Annotated in this window: 25 protein-coding genes; 14 read left to right on the top strand and 11 right to left on the bottom strand. The window is 60.4% G+C overall.

Going from position 1 to position 18377, the window contains the following annotated elements:
* Window positions 1-12 precede the first annotated feature (12 nt).
* The 3 genes from GOX63_RS21820 to folK form a co-directional block, all read right to left on the bottom strand.
* Window positions 13-2145, bottom strand: coding sequence for a RelA/SpoT family protein (locus tag GOX63_RS21820; protein WP_170328320.1), 2133 nt, complete (start codon window positions 2143-2145; stop codon window positions 13-15).
* Window positions 2146-2171: 26 nt separating this feature from the next.
* On the bottom strand, window positions 2172-2525 hold the full coding sequence (rpoZ, locus tag GOX63_RS21815; RefSeq protein ID WP_170328321.1) for a DNA-directed RNA polymerase subunit omega: 354 nt from the start codon (window positions 2523-2525) through the stop codon (window positions 2172-2174).
* Between the two features lie 94 nt (window positions 2526-2619).
* Window positions 2620-3189: a 2-amino-4-hydroxy-6-hydroxymethyldihydropteridine diphosphokinase gene (folK, locus tag GOX63_RS21810; protein ID WP_170328322.1), complete on the bottom strand. Its 570-nt coding sequence runs from the start codon at window positions 3187-3189 to the stop codon at window positions 2620-2622.
* 140 nt (window positions 3190-3329) lie between these two features.
* On the opposite strand from folK, the gene GOX63_RS21805 reads away from it, so the two are divergent.
* The 7 genes from GOX63_RS21805 to GOX63_RS21775 all read left to right on the top strand — a co-directional run bounded on the left by GOX63_RS21805 (window position 3330) and on the right by GOX63_RS21775 (window position 7623).
* On the top strand, window positions 3330-3905 hold the full coding sequence (locus GOX63_RS21805; RefSeq protein WP_058283597.1) for a LabA-like NYN domain-containing protein: 576 nt from the start codon (window positions 3330-3332) through the stop codon (window positions 3903-3905).
* Window positions 3906-4099: 194 nt separating this feature from the next.
* Window positions 4100-5050 (top strand): 4-hydroxy-3-methylbut-2-enyl diphosphate reductase, encoded by a 951-nt coding sequence (ispH, locus tag GOX63_RS21800; protein ID WP_170328323.1) that lies wholly within the window; start codon window positions 4100-4102, stop codon window positions 5048-5050.
* Window positions 5047-5499 carry a DUF3429 domain-containing protein gene (locus GOX63_RS21795; protein WP_170328324.1) on the top strand — a complete coding sequence of 151 codons (453 nt, stop codon included), beginning with the start codon at window positions 5047-5049 and terminating at the stop codon, window positions 5497-5499. The genes ispH and GOX63_RS21795 overlap by 4 nt, the downstream gene beginning before the upstream one ends.
* Window positions 5496-6080, top strand: coding sequence for a class I SAM-dependent DNA methyltransferase (locus GOX63_RS21790; protein ID WP_170328325.1), 585 nt, complete (start codon window positions 5496-5498; stop codon window positions 6078-6080). The genes GOX63_RS21795 and GOX63_RS21790 overlap by 4 nt, the downstream gene beginning before the upstream one ends.
* Complete coding sequence (rnhA, locus tag GOX63_RS21785; protein ID WP_170328326.1) at window positions 6073-6540, top strand: ribonuclease HI; 468 nt, start codon at window positions 6073-6075, stop codon at window positions 6538-6540. The genes GOX63_RS21790 and rnhA overlap by 8 nt, the downstream gene beginning before the upstream one ends.
* Window positions 6537-7160, top strand: a complete 624-nt coding sequence (locus GOX63_RS21780) for a trimeric intracellular cation channel family protein (protein WP_170328327.1) — start codon at window positions 6537-6539, stop codon at window positions 7158-7160. The genes rnhA and GOX63_RS21780 overlap by 4 nt, the downstream gene beginning before the upstream one ends.
* 91 nt (window positions 7161-7251) lie before the next feature.
* A complete protein-coding gene (locus GOX63_RS21775) occupies window positions 7252-7623 on the top strand; it encodes a YybH family protein (RefSeq protein ID WP_170328328.1) in 372 nt (123 codons plus the stop codon).
* 56 nt (window positions 7624-7679) lie between these two features.
* Here the strand turns inward: GOX63_RS21775 and speB are convergent, their stop codons facing one another.
* The 6 genes from speB to def (GOX63_RS21745) all read right to left on the bottom strand — a co-directional run bounded on the left by speB (window position 7680) and on the right by def (GOX63_RS21745) (window position 10971).
* Entirely contained in the window at window positions 7680-8501 is an 822-nt protein-coding gene (gene speB / locus GOX63_RS21770; RefSeq protein WP_170547218.1) for an agmatinase, read from the bottom strand.
* 63 nt (window positions 8502-8564) lie between these two features.
* Window positions 8565-8801, bottom strand: coding sequence for a GlsB/YeaQ/YmgE family stress response membrane protein (locus GOX63_RS21765; protein ID WP_170333744.1), 237 nt, complete (start codon window positions 8799-8801; stop codon window positions 8565-8567).
* A gap of 1 nt (window position 8802) precedes the next feature.
* Entirely contained in the window at window positions 8803-9039 is a 237-nt protein-coding gene (locus GOX63_RS21760) for a hypothetical protein (protein WP_170547215.1), read from the bottom strand.
* 5 nt (window positions 9040-9044) lie between these two features.
* A complete protein-coding gene (fmt, locus tag GOX63_RS21755) occupies window positions 9045-9959 on the bottom strand; it encodes a methionyl-tRNA formyltransferase (RefSeq protein ID WP_170547212.1) in 915 nt (304 codons plus the stop codon).
* 2 nt (window positions 9960-9961) lie between these two features.
* Window positions 9962-10456, bottom strand: coding sequence for a peptide deformylase (def, locus tag GOX63_RS21750; RefSeq protein ID WP_170328333.1), 495 nt, complete (start codon window positions 10454-10456; stop codon window positions 9962-9964).
* A complete protein-coding gene (def, locus tag GOX63_RS21745; RefSeq protein ID WP_170328424.1) occupies window positions 10453-10971 on the bottom strand; it encodes a peptide deformylase in 519 nt (172 codons plus the stop codon). The genes def (GOX63_RS21750) and def (GOX63_RS21745) overlap by 4 nt, the downstream gene beginning before the upstream one ends.
* A gap of 94 nt (window positions 10972-11065) precedes the next feature.
* Here def (GOX63_RS21745) and GOX63_RS21740 point away from each other — a divergent pair, with 94 nt between their 5' ends.
* Entirely contained in the window at window positions 11066-12238 is a 1173-nt protein-coding gene (locus GOX63_RS21740; RefSeq protein ID WP_170328334.1) for a MalY/PatB family protein, read from the top strand.
* 4 nt (window positions 12239-12242) lie between these two features.
* The gene (locus tag GOX63_RS21735; protein ID WP_170328335.1) at window positions 12243-12770 is read left to right on the top strand and encodes a L,D-transpeptidase family protein; all 528 of its coding nucleotides are present in this window, start codon (window positions 12243-12245) and stop codon (window positions 12768-12770) included.
* Here GOX63_RS21735 and GOX63_RS21730 read toward each other — a convergent pair.
* A complete protein-coding gene (locus GOX63_RS21730) occupies window positions 12767-13120 on the bottom strand; it encodes a hypothetical protein (protein WP_170328336.1) in 354 nt (117 codons plus the stop codon). The genes GOX63_RS21735 and GOX63_RS21730 overlap by 4 nt on opposite strands.
* A 213-nt stretch (window positions 13121-13333) precedes the next feature.
* Here GOX63_RS21730 and GOX63_RS21725 point away from each other — a divergent pair, with 213 nt between their 5' ends.
* Entirely contained in the window at window positions 13334-14323 is a 990-nt protein-coding gene (locus GOX63_RS21725) for a glutathione S-transferase family protein (RefSeq protein WP_170328337.1), read from the top strand.
* On the opposite strand, the gene GOX63_RS21720 is transcribed toward GOX63_RS21725, so the two are convergent.
* The gene (locus GOX63_RS21720) at window positions 14305-14667 is read right to left on the bottom strand and encodes a response regulator transcription factor (protein WP_170328338.1); all 363 of its coding nucleotides are present in this window, start codon (window positions 14665-14667) and stop codon (window positions 14305-14307) included. The two genes, GOX63_RS21725 and GOX63_RS21720, sit on opposite strands and share 19 nt — an antisense overlap.
* A 183-nt stretch (window positions 14668-14850) precedes the next feature.
* Here GOX63_RS21720 and GOX63_RS21715 point away from each other — a divergent pair, with 183 nt between their 5' ends.
* The 4 genes from GOX63_RS21715 to GOX63_RS24175 are packed head-to-tail and all read left to right on the top strand — an operon-like array spanning window position 14851 to window position 18354.
* Entirely contained in the window at window positions 14851-15816 is a 966-nt protein-coding gene (locus GOX63_RS21715; RefSeq protein ID WP_170328339.1) for a threonine-phosphate decarboxylase, read from the top strand.
* Window positions 15813-16733, top strand: coding sequence for an adenosylcobinamide-phosphate synthase CbiB (gene cbiB / locus GOX63_RS21710; RefSeq protein ID WP_170328340.1), 921 nt, complete (start codon window positions 15813-15815; stop codon window positions 16731-16733). The genes GOX63_RS21715 and cbiB overlap by 4 nt, the downstream gene beginning before the upstream one ends.
* A 10-nt stretch (window positions 16734-16743) precedes the next feature.
* Entirely contained in the window at window positions 16744-17907 is a 1164-nt protein-coding gene (locus GOX63_RS21705) for a lytic murein transglycosylase (RefSeq protein WP_170328341.1), read from the top strand.
* A 57-nt stretch (window positions 17908-17964) separates the two neighbouring features.
* Window positions 17965-18354 (top strand): DUF5071 domain-containing protein, encoded by a 390-nt coding sequence (locus GOX63_RS24175; RefSeq protein WP_367646762.1) that lies wholly within the window; start codon window positions 17965-17967, stop codon window positions 18352-18354.
* Window positions 18355-18377 lie beyond the last annotated feature (23 nt).

Here is an 18377-nt window from a genome sequence, read left to right as displayed (position 1 = left end):
GATCACCCCTTCTCAGCCAACCGCAACCGCGGTTTTTTCCCTGTACCGATGCCGTTCGACCGCGGCAACGTCGCTTTCGGCCTCAAGCATCAGCATCAGCGAGTGCAGCTGTTCAAGGTCACGCAGTTCGACACTGATCAGCAGACGGTAAAAATCCGGTTTGCGATCAACGAATTCCAGGTTCGAGATATTGGCCTTTTTCTCGCCGATCAATGTGCAAATACGCCCCAGTACCCCGGCGTCATTGCCGATGGTCAGATCCAGCGTCACACCATAAACGGCCGGATGCGTGCCTGAATGCCAGTGCAAATCGACCCAGCGATCGGGCTCGCTTTCGTAATCGGACAGGCGGTCGCAATCGATGGCGTGCACGACCACGCCCTTGCCACGATAGGTGATGCCGACGATACGTTCACCCGGCAGCGGTTGGCAGCAGGGCGCACGGTCAAACTTCTGCCCTGGCTCTAGGCCGATCACCGCGCGGCGCGGCGAGATAGCGTCGCCCTCGTCCTGCGTCAGTTCCGGATAGACCGCGCTGACCACATCATGCGCTGTCAGCTCGGCGCTGCCGAGACGGGCCAGCAGTTCGTGCCGATCCTTCAGGCGCAGGTGTTTGGCGGCGGTGTCCAGAGCCTTGTCGGTGGCCTTGCGGCCCACGTGATCGAAACCGGAACGCGCCAGTTCCTTGCCCAGCTTGATGAACCGCTCGCGATCCACTTCGCGCAGGGCGCGGCGGATAGCCGTACGTGCCTTGCCGGTCACCGCGATCTCAAGCCATGTGACCTGAGGGGTCTGGCCGTCAGCGGTGATGATGTCCACTGATTGCCCGTTCTTGATCCGGGTCCACAGCGGCACGCGGATACCATCGACTTTGGCGCCTACACAGGCGTGGCCGATCCGGGTGTGGATTGCATAGGCAAAATCAATCGGTGTGGCGCCACGCGGCAGCTTGACCACGTCCCCCTTGGGGGTGAAGCAGAACACCTGGTCCGAGTACATTTCCAGCTTCACAGCTTCGAGGAAATCTTCGTGATCATCCTCGCTGTCGAACTGTTCGGTAAGATTGGCGATCCACTTTGCCGGATCAACTGCGAACGGGTTTTCCGAGCGCACGCCATCGCGGTACGACCAATGCGCTGCAACGCCGGTTTCGGCCACGTCGTGCATCTGGCGGGTGCGAATCTGAACCTCGACCCTTTTGCCGTCACGCCCCGACACCGTGGTGTGGATCGAGCGATACCCGTTCGATTTCGGCTGACTGATATAATCCTTGAACCGCCCCGGCACCGCACGCCAACGCTGGTGGATCGCACCCAACGTCCGGTAACAGTCTTCCTCGGTCTGGGTGATGATGCGAAAACCATAGATATCGGACAGGCGGGAAAAGCCTTGGTCCTTTTCCTGCATCTTGCGCCAGATCGAATAGGGTTTCTTGGCGCGTCCGAACACCTCGGCGTCGATCCCCGCCTTTTCCAGCTCGTGCCGCATGTCACCGGTGATGCGATGGATCACGTCGCCGGTTTCACGTTGCAGAGTGATAAACCGGCGGATGATCGACTGACGGCCTTCGGGGTTTAGAACGCGGAAGGCGAGGTCTTCCAGTTCCTCGCGCATCCACTGCATCCCCATCCGGCCTGCAAGCGGTGCGTAGATGTCCATCGTCTCGCGCGCTTTGACGATCTGCTTTTCCGGGCGCATCGCCTTGATCGTGCGCATGTTGTGCAGACGGTCAGCGAGTTTGACCAGAATGACCCGCAGGTCCTTGGACATGGCCATGAACAGCTTACGGAAGTTCTCGGCCTGCTTGGTCTCGCGGCTGGAAAGCTGAAGGTTGGTCAGCTTGGTGACGCCATCGACCAGCTTGGCGACCTCATCGCCGAACAGCTCGGACACCTTGCCGTAATTGGCCTTGGTGTCCTCGATCGTGTCGTGCAACAGCGCCGTGATGATGGTCGCATCATCCAGACGCTGTTCGGTCAGGATGGCGGCAACGGCAACGGGGTGGGTAAAATAGGGCTCTCCGGAATGACGGAATTGCCCTTCATGCATCTCTTGCCCGAAGTCATAGGCCCGGGCGATGCGATCAGCATTGGTTTTTGGGTTGTAGTTGCGGACCAGCGCAATCAGGTCGTCAGCAGAAATCATCCGGTCCGCACCTTCGTTTTTGGGATTTACCCCTGGCCTTGAGCCTCCATCAGAGCGCGCAGCAGCTTCTCTTCCGACATGTCGTCCTCGGCCGGTTTATCCGATTCCGCACCCATCAGCAGAGCCATCTGATCTTCTTCGGGCTCATCGACCTCGATCTGGGTCTGGTTGGCCTCGATCAGGCGCTCGCGCAGTTCGTCGGCGCTCTGGGTCTCGTCCGCGATCTCACGCAGCGACACGACGGGGTTCTTGTCGTTGTCACGGTCGACGGTGATCGACGCACCGGCGGAAATCTCGCGCGCACGATGGGCGGCAAGCATCACCAGTTCGAACCGGTTCGGAACCTTGTCTACGCAATCTTCAACCGTCACGCGGGCCATGGGGCGCTCTCCGTTATTGAATCCATGTCAGGAAGACGTTTATCTAAGCGCGAATCCCCGCCTTGACAAGCAAGAAATACCGCAAATGCATCATTCACAGAGGGGTCACTGCCGCAATATCCTCGGCGGGCAGGTCTGCCAGCATCTCGGCAACAGTCCGCCCTAGCACCGGATGGCGCCAGTCGGGGGCCACATCCGCCATTGGAACCAGCACAAATGCGCGATCCTGAAGGCGCGGATGCGGCAGGATCAACTGATCCGGAGCCTGCTGCGTCTGCGCCTCGGGCGGCAGGGCAAGCCATTGATCATATACGGTGCGATCCGGCAGCACCCGATCATCATAACAGACCAGATCCAGATCCAGAGTGCGCATCCCCCAGCGCTGCACCCGTTCGCGGCCAAATTCATGCTCGACCTCATGCAGGACCTGCAACAGCTCTTCCGGGGTTTTGTCCGTCTCGATCAGCGCGGCTGCATTCACATAGTCGGGCCCTGCGCCGGGCGGGAAGCACGGGGTCTCGAAAAAGCGACTGACGGCGCGAATCACCACCCCATGACGCAAAATCGCGTCAATTCCCCTTTTAAGTGTCACCTTGGGTCCAGATTCTCTCAAACTGAGATTTCCACCCAGTGCAATGACCGCTTTAGACGAAGAAATGCTCATAATACTCCCTATATCCGGCGAATTGCATGCTTGCGATACACATCAAATGCCCTAATTATAGACGTATCAGCGCGCCGCATTTTATCTAGCTCACTCACCTAACACCCGGTGTCGCTGGTTTGTACCGGAAGGAACTATTTATGTTTTATAAAGACGAACGGCTAGCGCTGTTCATCGACGGCTCGAATCTTTATGCGGCCGCAAAAGCACTGGGATTTGACATCGACTACAAATTGCTGCGCCAGGAGTTCATGCGCCGCGGCAAGATGCTTCGTGCTTTCTACTACACAGCGCTGCTCGAAAATGACGAGTATTCGCCGATCCGTCCATTGGTTGACTGGCTGCATTACAACGGCTTCACCATGGTGACGAAACCGGCAAAAGAATACACCGACAGCATGGGGCGTCGGAAAGTCAAAGGAAACATGGACATCGAACTGACTGTCGATGCCATGGAACTGGCGCCGCGCGTCGATCATATCGTGCTGTTCTCGGGCGATGGGGATTTCCGCCCGCTGATTGCAAGCCTGCAACGTCAGGGCGTGCGCGTGTCGGTCGTCTCGACCATTCGCAGCCAGCCGCCGATGATCTCGGACGAACTGCGCCGTCAGGCCGACAACTTCATCGAACTGGAAGACCTGCGCGACGTGATCGGGCGGCCTCCGCGTGAAATGCCGATGGAGCCGCGCAGCGTTGCGGCTGCCGGCGGTCAGTAAAACCCCGGCCACACACCAAACCGGGGGAAGAAACAGGCGCGGTCAGGGTATGAAAACCTGACCGCGCTTTTTTAACTAAGAACAGGTGCTGAAAACGCCTTCTGGCTAGCACTGATTCATGTCAGGCAAATGACAATGTGGCGTCTGGACCAAGGCCGGGAAAAGACTTACCTGTGGCCTATGGAGACTGCGACATGACCAAGCCCCCTCTGACCCTTTACCTTGCCGCTCCGCGTGGCTTTTGCGCCGGTGTGGACCGGGCGATCAAGATCGTCGAAATGGCGCTGCAGAAATGGGGGGCCCCCGTCTATGTGCGCCATGAGATCGTGCACAACAAATTCGTCGTTGACGGGTTGCGCGCGCAGGGTGCGGTGTTTGTCGAGGAACTGGACGAATGTCCCGATGACCGCCCCGTGATTTTTTCGGCCCATGGCGTTCCGAAGTCTGTGCCCGCGACGGCTGCACAACGCGAGATGATCTATGTCGACGCCACCTGCCCGCTGGTCTCGAAGGTGCATGTCGAGGCCCAGCGCCACGCCGATGCCGGATTGCAGATGATCATGATCGGTCACAAGGGCCACCCCGAGACGGTCGGCACCATGGGTCAGTTGCCCGATGGCGAGGTTCTGCTGGTCGAAACCGTCGAAGATGTGGCCACCGTGCAGGTGCGCGATCCGGACAAGCTGGCCTATGTCACCCAGACCACCCTGTCGGTGGATGACACCAAAGACATCGTAGCCGCGCTCGAGGCCCGGTTCCCGGCCATTGTCGGCCCGCACAAGGAAGACATCTGCTACGCCACTACCAACCGGCAAGAGGCCGTGAAAGCCGTCGCGCCGAAGTCGGATGCTCTGCTGGTGGTCGGCGCGCCGAATTCATCGAACTCACGCCGTTTGGTCGAGGTCGCCTCGCGCGCCGGGTGCAATTATGCGCAACTGGTGCAACGCGCGACCGATATCGATTGGCGCGCGCTTCAGGGTATCTCGTCCGTCGCCATTACAGCGGGCGCTTCGGCCCCCGAAGTGCTGGTCAACGAAGTGATCGATGCATTCCGGGATCATTTCGACGTCACCGTCGAACTGGTCGAAACGGCTGTTGAAAACGTCGAGTTCAAAGTCCCCCGCGTCCTGAGGCAACCCGCATGAGGGGCATTCCAAGGGCCCCGCTTTTTCTGGGGCTGGCTGGGCTGATCCCGTTCATCTGGGGCGCACTGACCTATCTGAGTGATGATCTACACGCCTGGGGAACGCAGACGCTTGGATCGCGCTTTGTAGGGCCGTATGTGCAGCTGTTCTACGGCTCGGTGATCCTAAGCTTCATGTCGGGGGTCCTGTGGGGGTTCGCCACCAAGACCTCGGGCAGCAAGGCGGCGACCTGCTATATGCTGTCGGTTCTGCCTGCGCTATGGGCGTTCTTTAAAACCGGTGGCGGTCCGGTTAGCACCGGCACCAACCTGATGTACGGGTTTGCCGGGGTGCTGGTTCTGGACGCCCTCTTTGCCTATTGGCGCCTGACCCCAACCTGGTGGTTGCGGCTGCGCGTAACGCTGACCGTCATCGTACTGGCCTGCCTGGCCGTAGGAGTTTACCTGTGACCGACAAACGAACCATCAACGCCTATGCGACCCGCGTGGCGGACTACCTTCAGATTCCCCTGCCGCCGGAACAGATCGAAGCCCGCATGGCCTTTGCAGAGGCCGTGGGCGAGGGTTACATTCTGGATCTGGGCTCAGGTCCCGGGTCCGACAGCAGTTTTTTCATGCGCGAGGGCCTGACCGTTCGGGCGCTGGATGCAACCCCCGCCTTTGTCGAGCACGCACGGGAAAACGGCGTCGATGCGCATCTGGGGACGTTTGACGATGTCACCGAAGAGGCCGAGTATGACGGCATCTATGCCAGCTTTTCCCTGCTGCACGCCCCCCGCGCGGATTTCCCCCGCCATCTGGCAGCAATCCACCGCGCGCTGAAACCCGAGGGTGTGTTTTTTCTCGGCCTGAAGCTGGGCACGGGTGAACATCGCGACGACCTGGATCGCCACTACACCTATTTCTCACAGACCGAGATCGAAGAGGCGCTGGAGCAGGCTGGCTTCACCATCGACCGCATCACCACGGGCATGGGCACAGGGTTGGCCGGGTCCTATGACGGGTTCATTCTGGTGCTGGCCCATGCCTGAGTTGTTTGCCTATACCGACGGCGCCTGTTCCGGCAATCCCGGTCCCGGCGGCTGGGGCGTGCTGCTGCGCGCGGTCGACGGCGACAAAATCCTGAAAGAGCGCGAGCTGAAGGGTGGCGAGGCCGAGACCACAAACAACCGCATGGAACTTTTGGCCGCGATCAGCGCTCTGGAAACGCTGGAGCGTTCCTCGAAGATCACCGTGGTCACTGACAGCGCCTATGTGAAAAACGGCGTAACCGGCTGGATTTTCGGGTGGAAGCGGAACGGCTGGAAGACCTCGAACAAGAAACCGGTCAAGAATGTCGATCTGTGGCAGCGGCTGGATGAGGCGCAGACCCGCCATGATGTGACCTGGGAATGGGTCAAGGGCCACGCGGGCCACCCCGAAAACGAAAAAGCAGATGAGCTGGCCCGCGCGGGTATGGCCCCTTTCAAGCCGAAAAAGGCGCAGACGTGAGCGGGCTGGCCCTGCTGGACTATGCCTCGGTTCTGGTTTTTGCATTGACCGGAGCTTTGGTGGCCAGCCGGGCGCAGCTGGACTTGGTGGGATTTGCCTTCATTGCCTGCCTGACGGCGGTGGGCGGCGGCACAGTGCGGGACCTGTTGCTGAACCGAGATCCGATTTTCTGGGTCGGGCAGCCCGACTATATCCTCATCGCTGTCGGCGCAGCGGTGCTGGTGTTCTTTACCGCCCATCTGGTTGAAAGCCGCTATAACTGGTTGGTCTGGCTGGACAGTTTCGCCCTGTCCGTCGCGGTGGCCGCCGGTACGGGTGCCGCGCTGTCGCTGGGCCAATCGGGCGTAATTGTCGTGCTGATGGGCATCTCAACAGGCTGTCTGGGCGGGTTGATGCGCGACGTGGTCTGCAACGAGGTGCCACTAGTCCTGAAACAAGGTGAGCTTTATGTCTCCTGCGCATTTGCAGGGGCACTGACCGCCGTGGTTGCAAACCGGCTGGGATTTGAAGAGCTTATCGCCCTTGGCGCCTGTGCGCTGATCTGTTGGGCCTTGCGGGCCGGTTCGCTGCTGTTTGGCTGGCAACTGCCCGTATATAAAAGCCGCCCGCCGCGCCAGTAGCTGAACAAAATAACGCGCGTTTGTGGTTCAGCGCCCTGCGTGGCACGATACAGCTTTCCGTTCTCATCATGAGCCGTCACGGAGAGTGCCCATGGATATGAAGAAAACGCTCGAAGATTTTGACGCCGCCTATAACGAGGCGTTCAATCGCGGTGATGCAGAAGGCTGCGCTGCATTCTTTACCGAGGACATTATGCTATTGCCACCTGGCGAGCCTATGACGCGCGGCAAGGCAGCTTTTCTTGCAACCTACCGTTCCCGGATCAAAGAAAACACCGGAGGCACGCATAAAAACGAATTGATCGATTTCGGGGTCAGCGGGGATACGGCGTATCAGGTCGGGACTTATGCCATCGAAGACTCGGACCCTCCGGAACAGGGTAAGTTCGTCAACATCCTGCAGCGCCAGCCCGACGGGACGTGGAAGGTCAAGATTTCCATCTTCAACAGCGATTTGCCCTAAATTCGCGTCCGCGTGCGGTCACCGGGTTCGACGGCGAGCCGCGAAACCCGATTGCGTTAGCGCGACAGCAGCCGACCGCCGATTTCCTTGACGAATTTCGCCGCCACCATCGCTGTCATCCCGTACGGGTCACGGTGCGGGTTCAACTCGACAATATCGGCACCAACAAACTGGCCTTTGAACCGATGGATCAGGTTAATCACCTCACGCGTGCTGAGCCCGCCGGGTTCATGATGCGACACGCCCGGCGCAAAGGCCGGGTCCAGCGCATCCAGATCCAGAGACAGATAGACCGGGCCGTCAAAGCTGATCTCAAGATCGGGGCGCCAGTTCTGCATGTCGATCACCTCGACCCCGAACTTGTCGGCCTGCTCTTGCTGGTGCTTGTTCATCGTGCGGATGCCGACCTGAACCAGACGATTGATCTGGCAGGTCTCCATTACGCGCGCGAAAGGGCAACCATGGCCCAGCGGGCCAATCTGTTGACTGTCATAGAGGTCGGGGTGCGAGTCGATATGCAGGATATTCAGCCCCTCATACCGCTCGGCATGGGCCTTGATCAGCGGATAGGCCACCGAGTGATCGCCGCCCAGCGACAACAGCCGCGCACCGGTTGCGATGCGGGCGGCGGCCCCGGCTTCGATCCGGTTGATGGGCTCCTGCCCCATCATCTCAAAGACGTCGAGATCGCCGGTATCCTTGAACCGATCAGTCGCTCCCAGGTCGGTGCCATCCTCGGCGGTCAGGTTGGCCGCCCCGGAATGCAACGCCTCACGAATACGGCCCGGCGCAAACGCAGGCCCCTGCAGGAAGGAAGAGTGCAGATCCAGCGGCACCCCCATCAGGGCAACGTCACCGGGGTTTAGTTCGTAGGGCATGGCGTACCTTTCGGGTTGAGCGTTCCGGCGATCAGGCCGATATCCCACCCGAAGGTCAAGAGGTTAGCGACGCAAGTAGGTTTGCCAAATCCAGATGACCAACAACGCGCCCAACACGGCGCCGACAAAACCCGACAGCCAGCCCGCCACAGTGATCAATGCGCGCAGAAGGAAACCTCCCACCAGCGCCCCTACGATGCCGATCAGCATGGTCGTGGGGATGTCGGCCTCGATCCGCATCAGGCGTGTGGCCAGAAACCCGGCGGCGGCTCCAATAACGATCAGGGCGATGACGGGCACGTTATTTCCTCCAATGCGTCGGCACGATGATCAGCGCGCCGATGGATGAGATCACAGCGTTCAGGCCGGGCGGGCCAAAGCTGATGCCGAACATGATGCGGACGAAATAGAACAGGAAGGCTCCGCCCACGCAAATGATGATCGAGGGCAGGTATCCATTGTGGGTGAACCCGGTTTTTTCGGACAGATATCCCACGATACCGGCAATCACGACGGTGCCCATCAGGATCATGAACATCTGGCTTACTCCGAATTCAGGCGGGTTCTGGCCGCGACTGGCCAGCCCCGCAGGAAGGTTTCCGCATCCTGTGCGCCCTTTCCTGCCCGCTGCAGGCGCAACAGGTCAATCGCCCCCTCGCCACAGGCCACGCGGAGTGTGTTGTTCAGAACCTCTCCGGGCGCACCCTGCCCGTCGGCCAGAGTCGAGGCCAGCAGTTTGACACGGTCGCCCGCAATTTCGGTCCAGGCCCCGGGAAAGGGCGAAAGGCCACGGATCTGACGATCAACCTCAACCGCCGAGCGGGACCAGTCCACCCGCGCCTCGGCCTTGTCGATTTTCGAGGCATAGGTGACACCGTCCTCTGGCTGAGGCTCGGGTGTCAGATCCGACAGACGGGCCAACACCTCGACGATCAGATCGGCCCCCATGGGCGCAAGACGGTCATGCAGTTGCGCCGTGGTTTCCTGCGGCCTGATATCGGTGGCCTGCCGCAACAGGACGGGGCCGGTGTCCAGCCCGGCCTCCATCTGCATGATGCAGATACCGGTTTGCGCATCCCCTGCCATAATCGCGCGATGGATCGGCGCGGCACCGCGCCAGCGCGGCAGCAGGCTGGCGTGGATGTTCAGGCAGCCACGCGTGGGCGCATCCAGAATGGGTTGCGGCAGCAGCAGCCCATACGCCACGACCACCGCAACGTCGGCATTCAGACTGGCAAAGGCGGCCTGCTCTTCAGAGGATTTCAGCGAAGCCGGATGGCGAACCGCAAGACCCAGCGCCTCAGCCCGTGCGTGAACGGGCGTTGGGCGGTCCTTCTTGCCCCGGCCCGCCGGGCGCGGAGGCTGGCAGTAGACGGCGGCAATCTCATGCCCGGCCTCGACCAGCGCATCCAGCACCGGAACCGAAAACTCAGGCGTTCCCATGAAGACAACGCGCATGGTCACCCCTGTTTCTTGGCTTTGCGCAGCAGCATGTCGCGTTTGACCTTGCTGAGCCGGTCGAAATACATCCGGCCGTTCAGATGGTCGATCTGATGCTGTACGCTGGTGGCCTCGATCCCCACGAAATCGCGGCGGTCGATCATGCCCTGTTCGTTCAGGAATTTCACTGTCACCGCACGCGGGCGTTTCACCTTGGCGGACACGCCGGGAAGGTTCGGGCTGGCCTCATCATGCTCGCGCAATTCGATCGAGCTGTGCAGGATTTCGGGATTCGCCAACCGCACCGCCTTGCCACGCTCGGTTGAGCCATCCACGACCGCCAGCCGCAGCATCACCCCGATCTGTGGACCGGCAAGGCCAACACCGGGCATCGCCTCCATCGTGTCGATCATATCGTCCCAGATGGCGCGGATATCATCGGTGATCTCGGCCACGTCCTCGGCCTTGGTGCGCAGACGCTTATCGGGCCAAGGCAGGCAGGTGCGGACGGTCATGCGCGGGCCTGTTCGCGTTTCAGTTTCTGCATCTTGCGGGTGATCATCTGGCGTTTCAGCGGTTTGAGATAGTCGATGAACAGCTTGCCGTTCAGGTGGTCGATCTCATGCTGCACGCAGGTCGCCCAAAGCCCGTCGAAAGTCTCCTGCTGCAAATTACCATCGCGATCCATCCAAGTGACGTCGACCACTTTGGGCCGGGTCACTTCGGCGAATTGCTCGGGGATCGACAGGCAACCTTCCTCATAGACGTTGGTTTCCTCCGAGGACGCGATGACCTCGGGGTTGAACATGACCAGCGGGCGCGGCGCTTCGCCTTCTTCCTTAACGCAGTCCATCACGATCAGGCGATCCAGCACGCCAATCTGCGGTGCCGCCAGCCCGATACCGGGGGCGTCATACATCGTTTCCAGCATGTCGTCGGCCAGTTTGCGCAGCTCGTCTGACAGGTCGGCCACCGGGGCGCAGACCTTTTTCAGACGGGGGTCGGGATGGATCAGGATATTGCGTTTCATGGGCTTGATGTAGGCCATCCCGCCCCCCGCCGCAACGCCCCCCTTGCGCCTGCCGGAATTGTGGCTAGCTTTCCACCCAACAGACGGAGCAGACATGACTTTCAACGACCTGACCGACCGCCGCGGAACCAACAGTTCCAAATGGGACAAGATGGAAGACCTGTACGGCGTGTCGCCGCAGGATGGGCTGGCCATGTGGACGGCCGATTCCGACTATGCCACCGCGCCTTGTGTGATCGAAGCGGTGCGCGAAGCGGCCGATCACGGCGTTTTTGGCTATTCCTGGACGCACCCAGATTATCTGGCCTCGGTCCAGTGGTGGATGAAGAACCGCCATAACTGGGAAATCGACACCGATTGGGCGCTGACCTCTCAGGGGTTGGGCAATGCGATCGCCCTGTGCCTGGATGTCTGGACCGAGCCCGGCGACGGGGTGGTGATTTTCACGCCCGTCTACCATGAGTTCGCTTACAAGGTGAATAAAACCGGCCGCCGCGTGGTCGAATGCCCGCTGGTTCGTGACGGCGACAGCTATGGCGTCGATCTGGAGGACGCGCAGTCGCGGTTGGACGGGTCGGAGAAAATGCTGCTGTGGTGCTCGCCGCAGAACCCCTCGGGCCGTGTCTGGACCCCGGACGAGTTGCGCGCCGTGGCCGCGTTTGCCGAACGGAACGGCTTGATCCTGGTTTCGGATGAGATTCACCACGATCTGGTTTACCCCGGCCACAAGTTTGTGCCGATGGATGTGGCTGCCCCCGATGCGCGGCCGTGGACAGTGACCCTGACGGCGGCGTCCAAGACGTTCAACATTGCAGGTCAGCGTACCGGCAACATGATCATCCCCGACCCCGAGCTGCGCGCAGCCATGCGCTATCGGCTGCACACGCTGGATTATGCGCCAAGCGCGCTGGGTGTCGCCATGATCACCGCCGCCTATTCTCCGGCAGGCGCGGCCTGGGTCGATGAGCAGATCGCCCATCTGGACAGCAACCGCAAACTGTTCGACGCGACCATCTCCGAAATCCCCGGCCTTTGGTCGATGCCCCTGCAGGCCACCTATCTGGCCTGGGTCGATTATTCGGGCACCGGCATGGATCACGACGAGTTCGTCCGCCGCCTGCGCGAAGACGCCAAGATCGCCACCTCCTCCGGCCCTGGCTTCGGCCCGGGCGGCGAGAATTTCGAGCGGTTCAACCTCGCCACCCAACGCGCACGGGTGGAAGAGGCCTGCGCCCGCCTGAAACACGCGTTTGCCGATTTGCAATGAGACCATGCGGCGGATCGCACGCATAGTCCTGCTGATCTGCCTGATTGGCGCGGCGTGGTTTGGCTGGCATCGGTTCGGACCACGCCCTCCTGCGCCGCCCATGGCTCCTGAGGCCACACAAATCGACCATATCCTGATTGAGAAATCTGCCCGCCGACTGACCGCATCGTTGAACGGTGCCATTGTCATGCAGGCGGATGTTGCGCTGGGGTTCGAGCCCGAAGGCGACAAACAGCAGGAAGGTGATGGCAAGACCCCTGTTGGGATCTTCCATATCGACCGGCGAAATCCGCAGAGCGCTTTTCACCTCTCACTCGGGATCAACTACCCTTTGCCCGAAGATATCGACCGTGCCCAAAATCAGGGTGTTGATCCAGGCGGAGATATCTTCATCCACGGGCAGCCGAACGGCGTCGCAGGTCTGACATTGCCCGGAGACTGGACGGCAGGCTGTATCGCCCTGTCAAATGCCGAGATGGCGCGGCTTTGGAGCCTGACACGCAACGGCACAGTAGTGGAAATCCGCCCCTAGTCTTCATACCCCAACAGCGCGATCGGAGCATCCGGCGCGCGGTAGAAATCCAGCGGAGCCTTGTCGGCGGCGGCGGTGCTGCGCTTGAATTCGTAACGCATCTCGCCCGCTTCCTCGTCATCCGCGATAATCAGACATTGGTACAGGTGGCGCGCGCCATCGTAGATATCGACCAGCCCGCGCAGCTGCGGCGTGGTTTCTGCCTCAACCGTAAAACCATCCTTCCACAATCTGAGAACTTTAAAGGTATTGTCGCCAAATTCGACGCGAAGACGGCTGGTTTTCTTTAATCCTGCGATTCGCGCTGCATCCAATTCGGCGCTCATCTCTTTAGAAACATAGGTTGTCATAATAAATTCCCCCCGGAAAACGGACTCCATTGTGCGGCATTGACTGTAAAAATCCAGTGAAGACGGTCACATAGCGCGGCACCAATTCGATCTGTTGCACGGAAATCTCAATCCGGCCTGTGCGTCCACGCAGACCTGATGCGCGGCGCCTGATGTGGGAAGGCCCCGTTCAAAGACCTATGTTTGCGGAAACGCACAAGCGGAGGATGCACAATGGGCCTGTTGGTCGACGGCAAATGGCAAGACACCTGGTATGACACTAAATCCACCGGCGGCGCCTTCAAACGCAGCGCCTCGCAGTTCCGCAACTGGCTGACATCCGATGGCAGCGCAGGCCCATCCGGTACGGGCGGTTTCAAAGCAGAACCTGACCGCTATCACCTCTATGTCAGCCATGCCTGCCCATGGGCACACCGCACGCTGATCTTCCGCGAACTGAAAGGGCTGAGTGACCTGATCTCGGTCTCTGTTGTGCATCCGGATATGCTGGACAAGGGGTGGACCTTCGAAACGGATGACCACGGTGCAACCGGCGATACGCTCTATGGATTCGATTTCGCGCACCAGATTTATACCAAGGCCGACCCCTCCTACACGGGTCGTGTCACCGTGCCGATCCTGTGGGACAAGCAGCAAGAGACCATCGTTTCCAACGAAAGTTCGGAAATCATCCGCATGTTCAACGCGGCCTTTGACGGGATCACTGGCAATACCGACGATTACTGGCCCGACGCGATGCGAGATGAAATCGAAGAGGTCAACGCGCGCATCTATTCCGACGTCAACAACGGCGTCTACAAGGCAGGCTTTGCCACCACCCAACAGGCATATGACGCCGCCGTAGCCCCCCTGTTCGACACGCTGGACTGGCTCGACGACCGCCTGTCCCGAAATCGCTACCTGATGGGCGACCGCGTGACCGAGGCCGACTGGCGCCTGTTTACCACCCTGATCCGGTTTGACCCGGTCTACCACCTTCACTTCAAATGCAACCGTCGGCGGCTGGTCGATTACCCAAACCTATGGGCCTATACCCGCGAGTTGTACCAGTGGCCGGGTGTCGCCGGGACTGTGAACATGAACCACATCGTGCGCCACTATCACTTCAGTCACGACACGATTAATCCGAACCGGATCATCCCGGTGAACCCCGTCTTGGATTATCTGGAGCCCCACAGGCGCGATCAGCGGCCCGCCGCATAATGTTCGACCATCGCCGCTAGGTCCTCTGGCGGCGTTGCGCTTTGGACATACGCGCAAGCGTTGGGGCTGTGGGCAAAAATCGACCCGTCCGAGAAAAAGGTGGTGTTGGTGACAAAGATCACCCGCGCCTCGGGGCGGCGGTAGCTGGCGAAATCCGCTACTGCCAACGCACTTCCGGTTTCCAACACCAGATCCAATACTATGATATCAAAATCCTGGCCATAGAGCGCAAGAATAGCAGCCTCTTGTCCCGGCACCAATGTCACTTCGGCACCGTGCCGTTCAAGATGCCTTTTCCAGACCCGACCAAGGTCGGGGTTACTCTCAACAATCAAAACATTCATTCGCAACAACCTCGGCACATGATAAAGCGTCTGGTGCCGTCCCCCGTAAATCGTGATCCCGCTTATTCCTTAACAAAGTGTTAACAGCACCCGTTAGGGGCTCCGAACGGGCGGATTTGCTTGTGTAAACGGCAAAAATCCGCTTGAAGCAGGCCGAAACAAGCGATTCCGGCGAGAAAACCCATGGCAGGCGAAAACGACAACTTGAACCCGCGCGCCGCGCGTGACCATGGCGGAGGGCTGGACGGGGCCGTCGCCTGCTATGGCGGACCTCGCGCGGATTGGATGGACTTGTCCACCGGTATCAACCCGCACCCGTATGAGGTTTCCGGCCTGATCTCCTCGGACTGGGCGGAATTGCCCGACCACGGCACGTTTGAGAACCTGACACAAGCCGCACGCCAGTTCTGGTCAGTCCCGGAAGGGGCTGCGATCCTGCCCGCACCCGGCGCCTCGGCAGTGATTGCCCGCATCCCTGCGCTGGCGCCACAAGGCCGGGTGCAGATCACGACGCCCACCTATAACGAACACGCCGCCGCCTTTGTCGCGCAGGGTTGGTCCATACAGCCCGACACCCCGGCCGAGGCCCGCGTCATCGTACACCCCAACAACCCCGACGGGCGGATCTGGACCGAGGCAGACGCAAATGCTCCCCTGACCGTGATCGACGAGAGCTTTTGCGATGTCACCCCCGAGGCCTCACTGATCCATCTAGCCGCGCGGCCCGGTGTTGTCGTGTTGAAGAGTTTCGGCAAATTCTGGGGCTTGGCCGGGCTACGGCTGGGTTTTGCCATAGGCCAGCCCGAGCTGATCGCCCGACTGAACGATCTGACCGGCCCCTGGGCTGTGTCCGGCCCCGCCCTGCGGATCGGAACCCGTGCGCTGCAAGACGTCGAATGGGCCGAGGCAACCCGCCAACGGCTGACCGTCGAAACCGCCCGTCTGGACGATCTGCTGACCACCAAAGGCGCAACCCTTGTGGGCGGCACCACCCTGTTCCGCCTGTACGAAGTCGACATTGCCAAGGCTTGGCAAGACCGTCTTGCCCAAGCCCATATCTGGAGCCGCGTCTTCCCCTATTCCCAAACCTACCTGCGGCTAGGCCTGCCCCCTGCAGATGGCTGGAGCAGGCTGGAGGCCGCGTTGTGAGCACGGCCTTCTTGCTGGTCTGCGCCATGTGCCTGGACGCTGCCTTGGGCGAGCCGGACTGGCTGTGGTCGCGGGTGAAGCACCCGGCCGTTATGATGGGCAACGTCATCGGCTGGCTGGACCAGCGCCTGAACCACGGCGCGCAGCGGCAGTTGAAAGGTATTGTCGTCGTGATCCTGCTGGTTTGCGGCGCGCTGATCGTCGGGCGGCTGCTGGCCCTGCTTGGGCCGGTGATTGAGATCATCATCTGCGCCATCCTGCTGGCCCAGAAATCTCTGGTAACCCATGTGCGGGAAGTTGGTGAAGGGCTGCGCGCTTCGCTAACCGAAGGGCGCGCTAAGGTCGCCATGATCGTCTCACGCGACACGCGCGACATGACCGAGGCGCAGGTGGCCCGGTCAGCAATCGAGAGCGCTGCGGAAAACCTCAGCGATGGGGTCATTGCGCCCGCCTTCTGGTTTCTGGTCGCCGGTCTGCCGGGCCTGCTGATCTACAAAGCGATCAACACCGCCGACAGCATGATCGGCTACCGTACTGAGAAATACCGCGATTTCGGCTGGGCCGCCGCCCGTCTGGACGATGTGCTGAACCTGATCCCGGCCCGCCTGACCTGCGTGATGATCGTGGCCCTGTCGGGTCAATGGGCACGTTGGCCCGAGATGATGTCGGATGCGCGCCGCCATATCTCTCCCAATGCCGGGTGGCCCGAAGCCGCAATGGCCCGCGCCCTGAACGTCGCCCTTGCCGGCCCGCGCAGCTATGACGGGCAGGTCCGCGATCTGGCCTGGGTCAACGGCAATGCTCCGCGCGAAATCGGCGCGCCGGAGGTTTTCCGCGCATGTGACATGCTATGGAAGGTCTGGGGGCTTGCGCTCGGCCTCGTGTCGGTGTGGGTTGGGCTCAACTTTCTTTTCTGACGGAGCCACCATGCGCTTTCTCTCTGGCCTTATTGCCGCCGCCCTCTTTGCCTCGCCCGCATTGGCCCAATGCGGCGGAGGGTTCAATTCCTTCGTTAAGGGGTTAAAGGCCGAGGCCGTCCAGCAGGGGTTCGACAAATCCACCGTCAACGCGTTTTTCAAAGGCGTGCAGCAGGACAACGCCGTTCTGAAAGCCGACCGCGCGCAGGGCGTGTTCCAGAAACCGTTCATCGACTTTTCCCGCCACCTGATCTCGCAAAACCGGATCGAGCGCGGCCAGGTCATGTCGCGCAAATACGACGCTGTGTTCAACCGGATCGAGGCCGAATACGGCGTCTCGCGCGGGGTTCTTCTGGCCTTCTGGGCGTTCGAGACCGACTACGGCGCGTTTCAGGGCGATTTCAACACCCGCAACGCGCTGGTGACGCTGGCTCATGACTGCCGCCGCCCCGAGTTGTTCCGCCCGCAGGTGTTCGCTGCGATTGAGCTGTATCAACAGGGCAATTTCGACCCCGCCCGTACCACCGGCGCCTGGGCCGGAGAGATCGGCATGGTGCAGATGTTGCCCCGTGACATTCTGGAAAACGGCGTGGATGCGGATGGCGATGGTAAGGTTTCGCTGAAAACTTCGGCCCCGGATGCGCTGATGTCGGGCGCCAAGATGCTGTCGCATCTGGGCTGGCAGCCCGGTCAGCCCTGGCTGCAAGAGGTCACGGTGCCTGCGCAGATGGATTGGTCTCTCTCCGGCCCCGGCAAACCGCGCCCGGTGTCGGAATGGCAGGCGATGGGCATTCAGGCGCGCAACGGGTCGCTGGCCAACCTGCCCGCTTCACTGATCCTGCCGCAGGGGCACAACGGACCGGCCTTTTTGGCCTATCCGAATTTTGACGTCTATTTCGAATGGAACCAGAGCTTTGTCTACGTCCTGACCGCCGCCTATTTCGGTACAAGGTTGGAAGGTGCGCAGGTCTACAACGCGGGCAACCCGGCACAGGGCCTGTCCGGCGCGCAGATGAAACAGTTGCAGAGCAAACTACAGTCGCGTGGGCATGACGTGGGTAAGGTTGATGGCATTCTGGGCGCCGGCACGCGGGCAGCGGTTCAGGCGGAACAGGTGCGACTTGGGCTGCCAGCAGATTCGTGGCCCACGGCGGAGTTGTTGGGGCGGTTGTAACGCCATGTCAGCTTGGAACCCATTGTCGTGCTTACGCATGGTCGCTACCTTCGAAATATGAACGTTCTCAGTTGCATTCCTAAAGACAAGCATGATTTGCTCGCAACTGATCGGGCGAGAGAAATGGGATTCCCTTCACTCAATGAGGCTATCCCCGAACTGCTTTTCTGGGTTCAAGACGCGAATTGGCCGGTGGCCGAACCGATTGCGTCCGTGTTGCAGCAAGCTGGACCAGAAATAGTACCACATATCACGAGTGTACTGGTCGGGAGCGACGCAGTTTGGAAGTACTGGACTATCGTTCTTGTCATCGCTCGCTCCACTCCGGAGGTGGTCACAGAGCTACGAGACGAGCTTTTGCGTTTGGCCAACAATCCCAACATCAATGATAGAGTCGAAAGTGTGGACACTGTAGCTCGAGAAGTTCTGAGCGAGAAACTTGTATAATTTGGCGAGGTCAGCTTTGTCTC

The organism is Ruegeria arenilitoris (assembly GCF_013031355.1).
In the GTDB taxonomy this organism is placed as follows: domain Bacteria; phylum Pseudomonadota; class Alphaproteobacteria; order Rhodobacterales; family Rhodobacteraceae; genus Ruegeria; species Ruegeria arenilitoris_C.
This window is presented reverse-complemented; position numbering and strand designations above follow the sequence as displayed.

Excerpts from the sequence above, each read along its gene's own strand:
- GOX63_RS21820 (WP_170328320.1), bottom strand. The coding sequence starts at position 2,145 with ATGATTTCTGCTGACGACCTGATTGCGCTGGTCCGCAACTACAACCCA.
- rpoZ (WP_170328321.1), bottom strand. The coding sequence starts at position 2,525 with ATGGCCCGCGTGACGGTTGAAGATTGCGTAGACAAGGTTCCGAACCGG.
- folK (WP_170328322.1), bottom strand. The coding sequence starts at position 3,189 with ATGAGCATTTCTTCGTCTAAAGCGGTCATTGCACTGGGTGGAAATCTC.
- GOX63_RS21805 (WP_058283597.1), top strand. The coding sequence starts at position 3,330 with ATGTTTTATAAAGACGAACGGCTAGCGCTGTTCATCGACGGCTCGAAT.
- ispH (WP_170328323.1), top strand. The coding sequence starts at position 4,100 with ATGACCAAGCCCCCTCTGACCCTTTACCTTGCCGCTCCGCGTGGCTTT.
- GOX63_RS21795 (WP_170328324.1), top strand. The coding sequence starts at position 5,047 with ATGAGGGGCATTCCAAGGGCCCCGCTTTTTCTGGGGCTGGCTGGGCTG.
- rnhA (WP_170328326.1), top strand. The coding sequence starts at position 6,073 with ATGCCTGAGTTGTTTGCCTATACCGACGGCGCCTGTTCCGGCAATCCC.
- GOX63_RS21775 (WP_170328328.1), top strand. The coding sequence starts at position 7,252 with ATGGATATGAAGAAAACGCTCGAAGATTTTGACGCCGCCTATAACGAG.
- speB (WP_170547218.1), bottom strand. The coding sequence starts at position 8,501 with ATGCCCTACGAACTAAACCCCGGTGACGTTGCCCTGATGGGGGTGCCG.
- GOX63_RS21760 (WP_170547215.1), bottom strand. The coding sequence starts at position 9,039 with ATGTTCATGATCCTGATGGGCACCGTCGTGATTGCCGGTATCGTGGGA.
- fmt (WP_170547212.1), bottom strand. The coding sequence starts at position 9,959 with ATGCGCGTTGTCTTCATGGGAACGCCTGAGTTTTCGGTTCCGGTGCTG.
- def (WP_170328333.1), bottom strand. The coding sequence starts at position 10,456 with ATGACCGTCCGCACCTGCCTGCCTTGGCCCGATAAGCGTCTGCGCACC.
- def (WP_170328424.1), bottom strand. The coding sequence starts at position 10,971 with ATGAAACGCAATATCCTGATCCATCCCGACCCCCGTCTGAAAAAGGTC.
- GOX63_RS21740 (WP_170328334.1), top strand. The coding sequence starts at position 11,066 with ATGACTTTCAACGACCTGACCGACCGCCGCGGAACCAACAGTTCCAAA.
- GOX63_RS21735 (WP_170328335.1), top strand. The coding sequence starts at position 12,243 with ATGCGGCGGATCGCACGCATAGTCCTGCTGATCTGCCTGATTGGCGCG.
- GOX63_RS21730 (WP_170328336.1), bottom strand. The coding sequence starts at position 13,120 with ATGACAACCTATGTTTCTAAAGAGATGAGCGCCGAATTGGATGCAGCG.
- GOX63_RS21725 (WP_170328337.1), top strand. The coding sequence starts at position 13,334 with ATGGGCCTGTTGGTCGACGGCAAATGGCAAGACACCTGGTATGACACT.
- GOX63_RS21720 (WP_170328338.1), bottom strand. The coding sequence starts at position 14,667 with ATGAATGTTTTGATTGTTGAGAGTAACCCCGACCTTGGTCGGGTCTGG.
- GOX63_RS21715 (WP_170328339.1), top strand. The coding sequence starts at position 14,851 with ATGGCAGGCGAAAACGACAACTTGAACCCGCGCGCCGCGCGTGACCAT.
- GOX63_RS21705 (WP_170328341.1), top strand. The coding sequence starts at position 16,744 with ATGCGCTTTCTCTCTGGCCTTATTGCCGCCGCCCTCTTTGCCTCGCCC.
- GOX63_RS24175 (WP_367646762.1), top strand. The coding sequence starts at position 17,965 with ATGAACGTTCTCAGTTGCATTCCTAAAGACAAGCATGATTTGCTCGCA.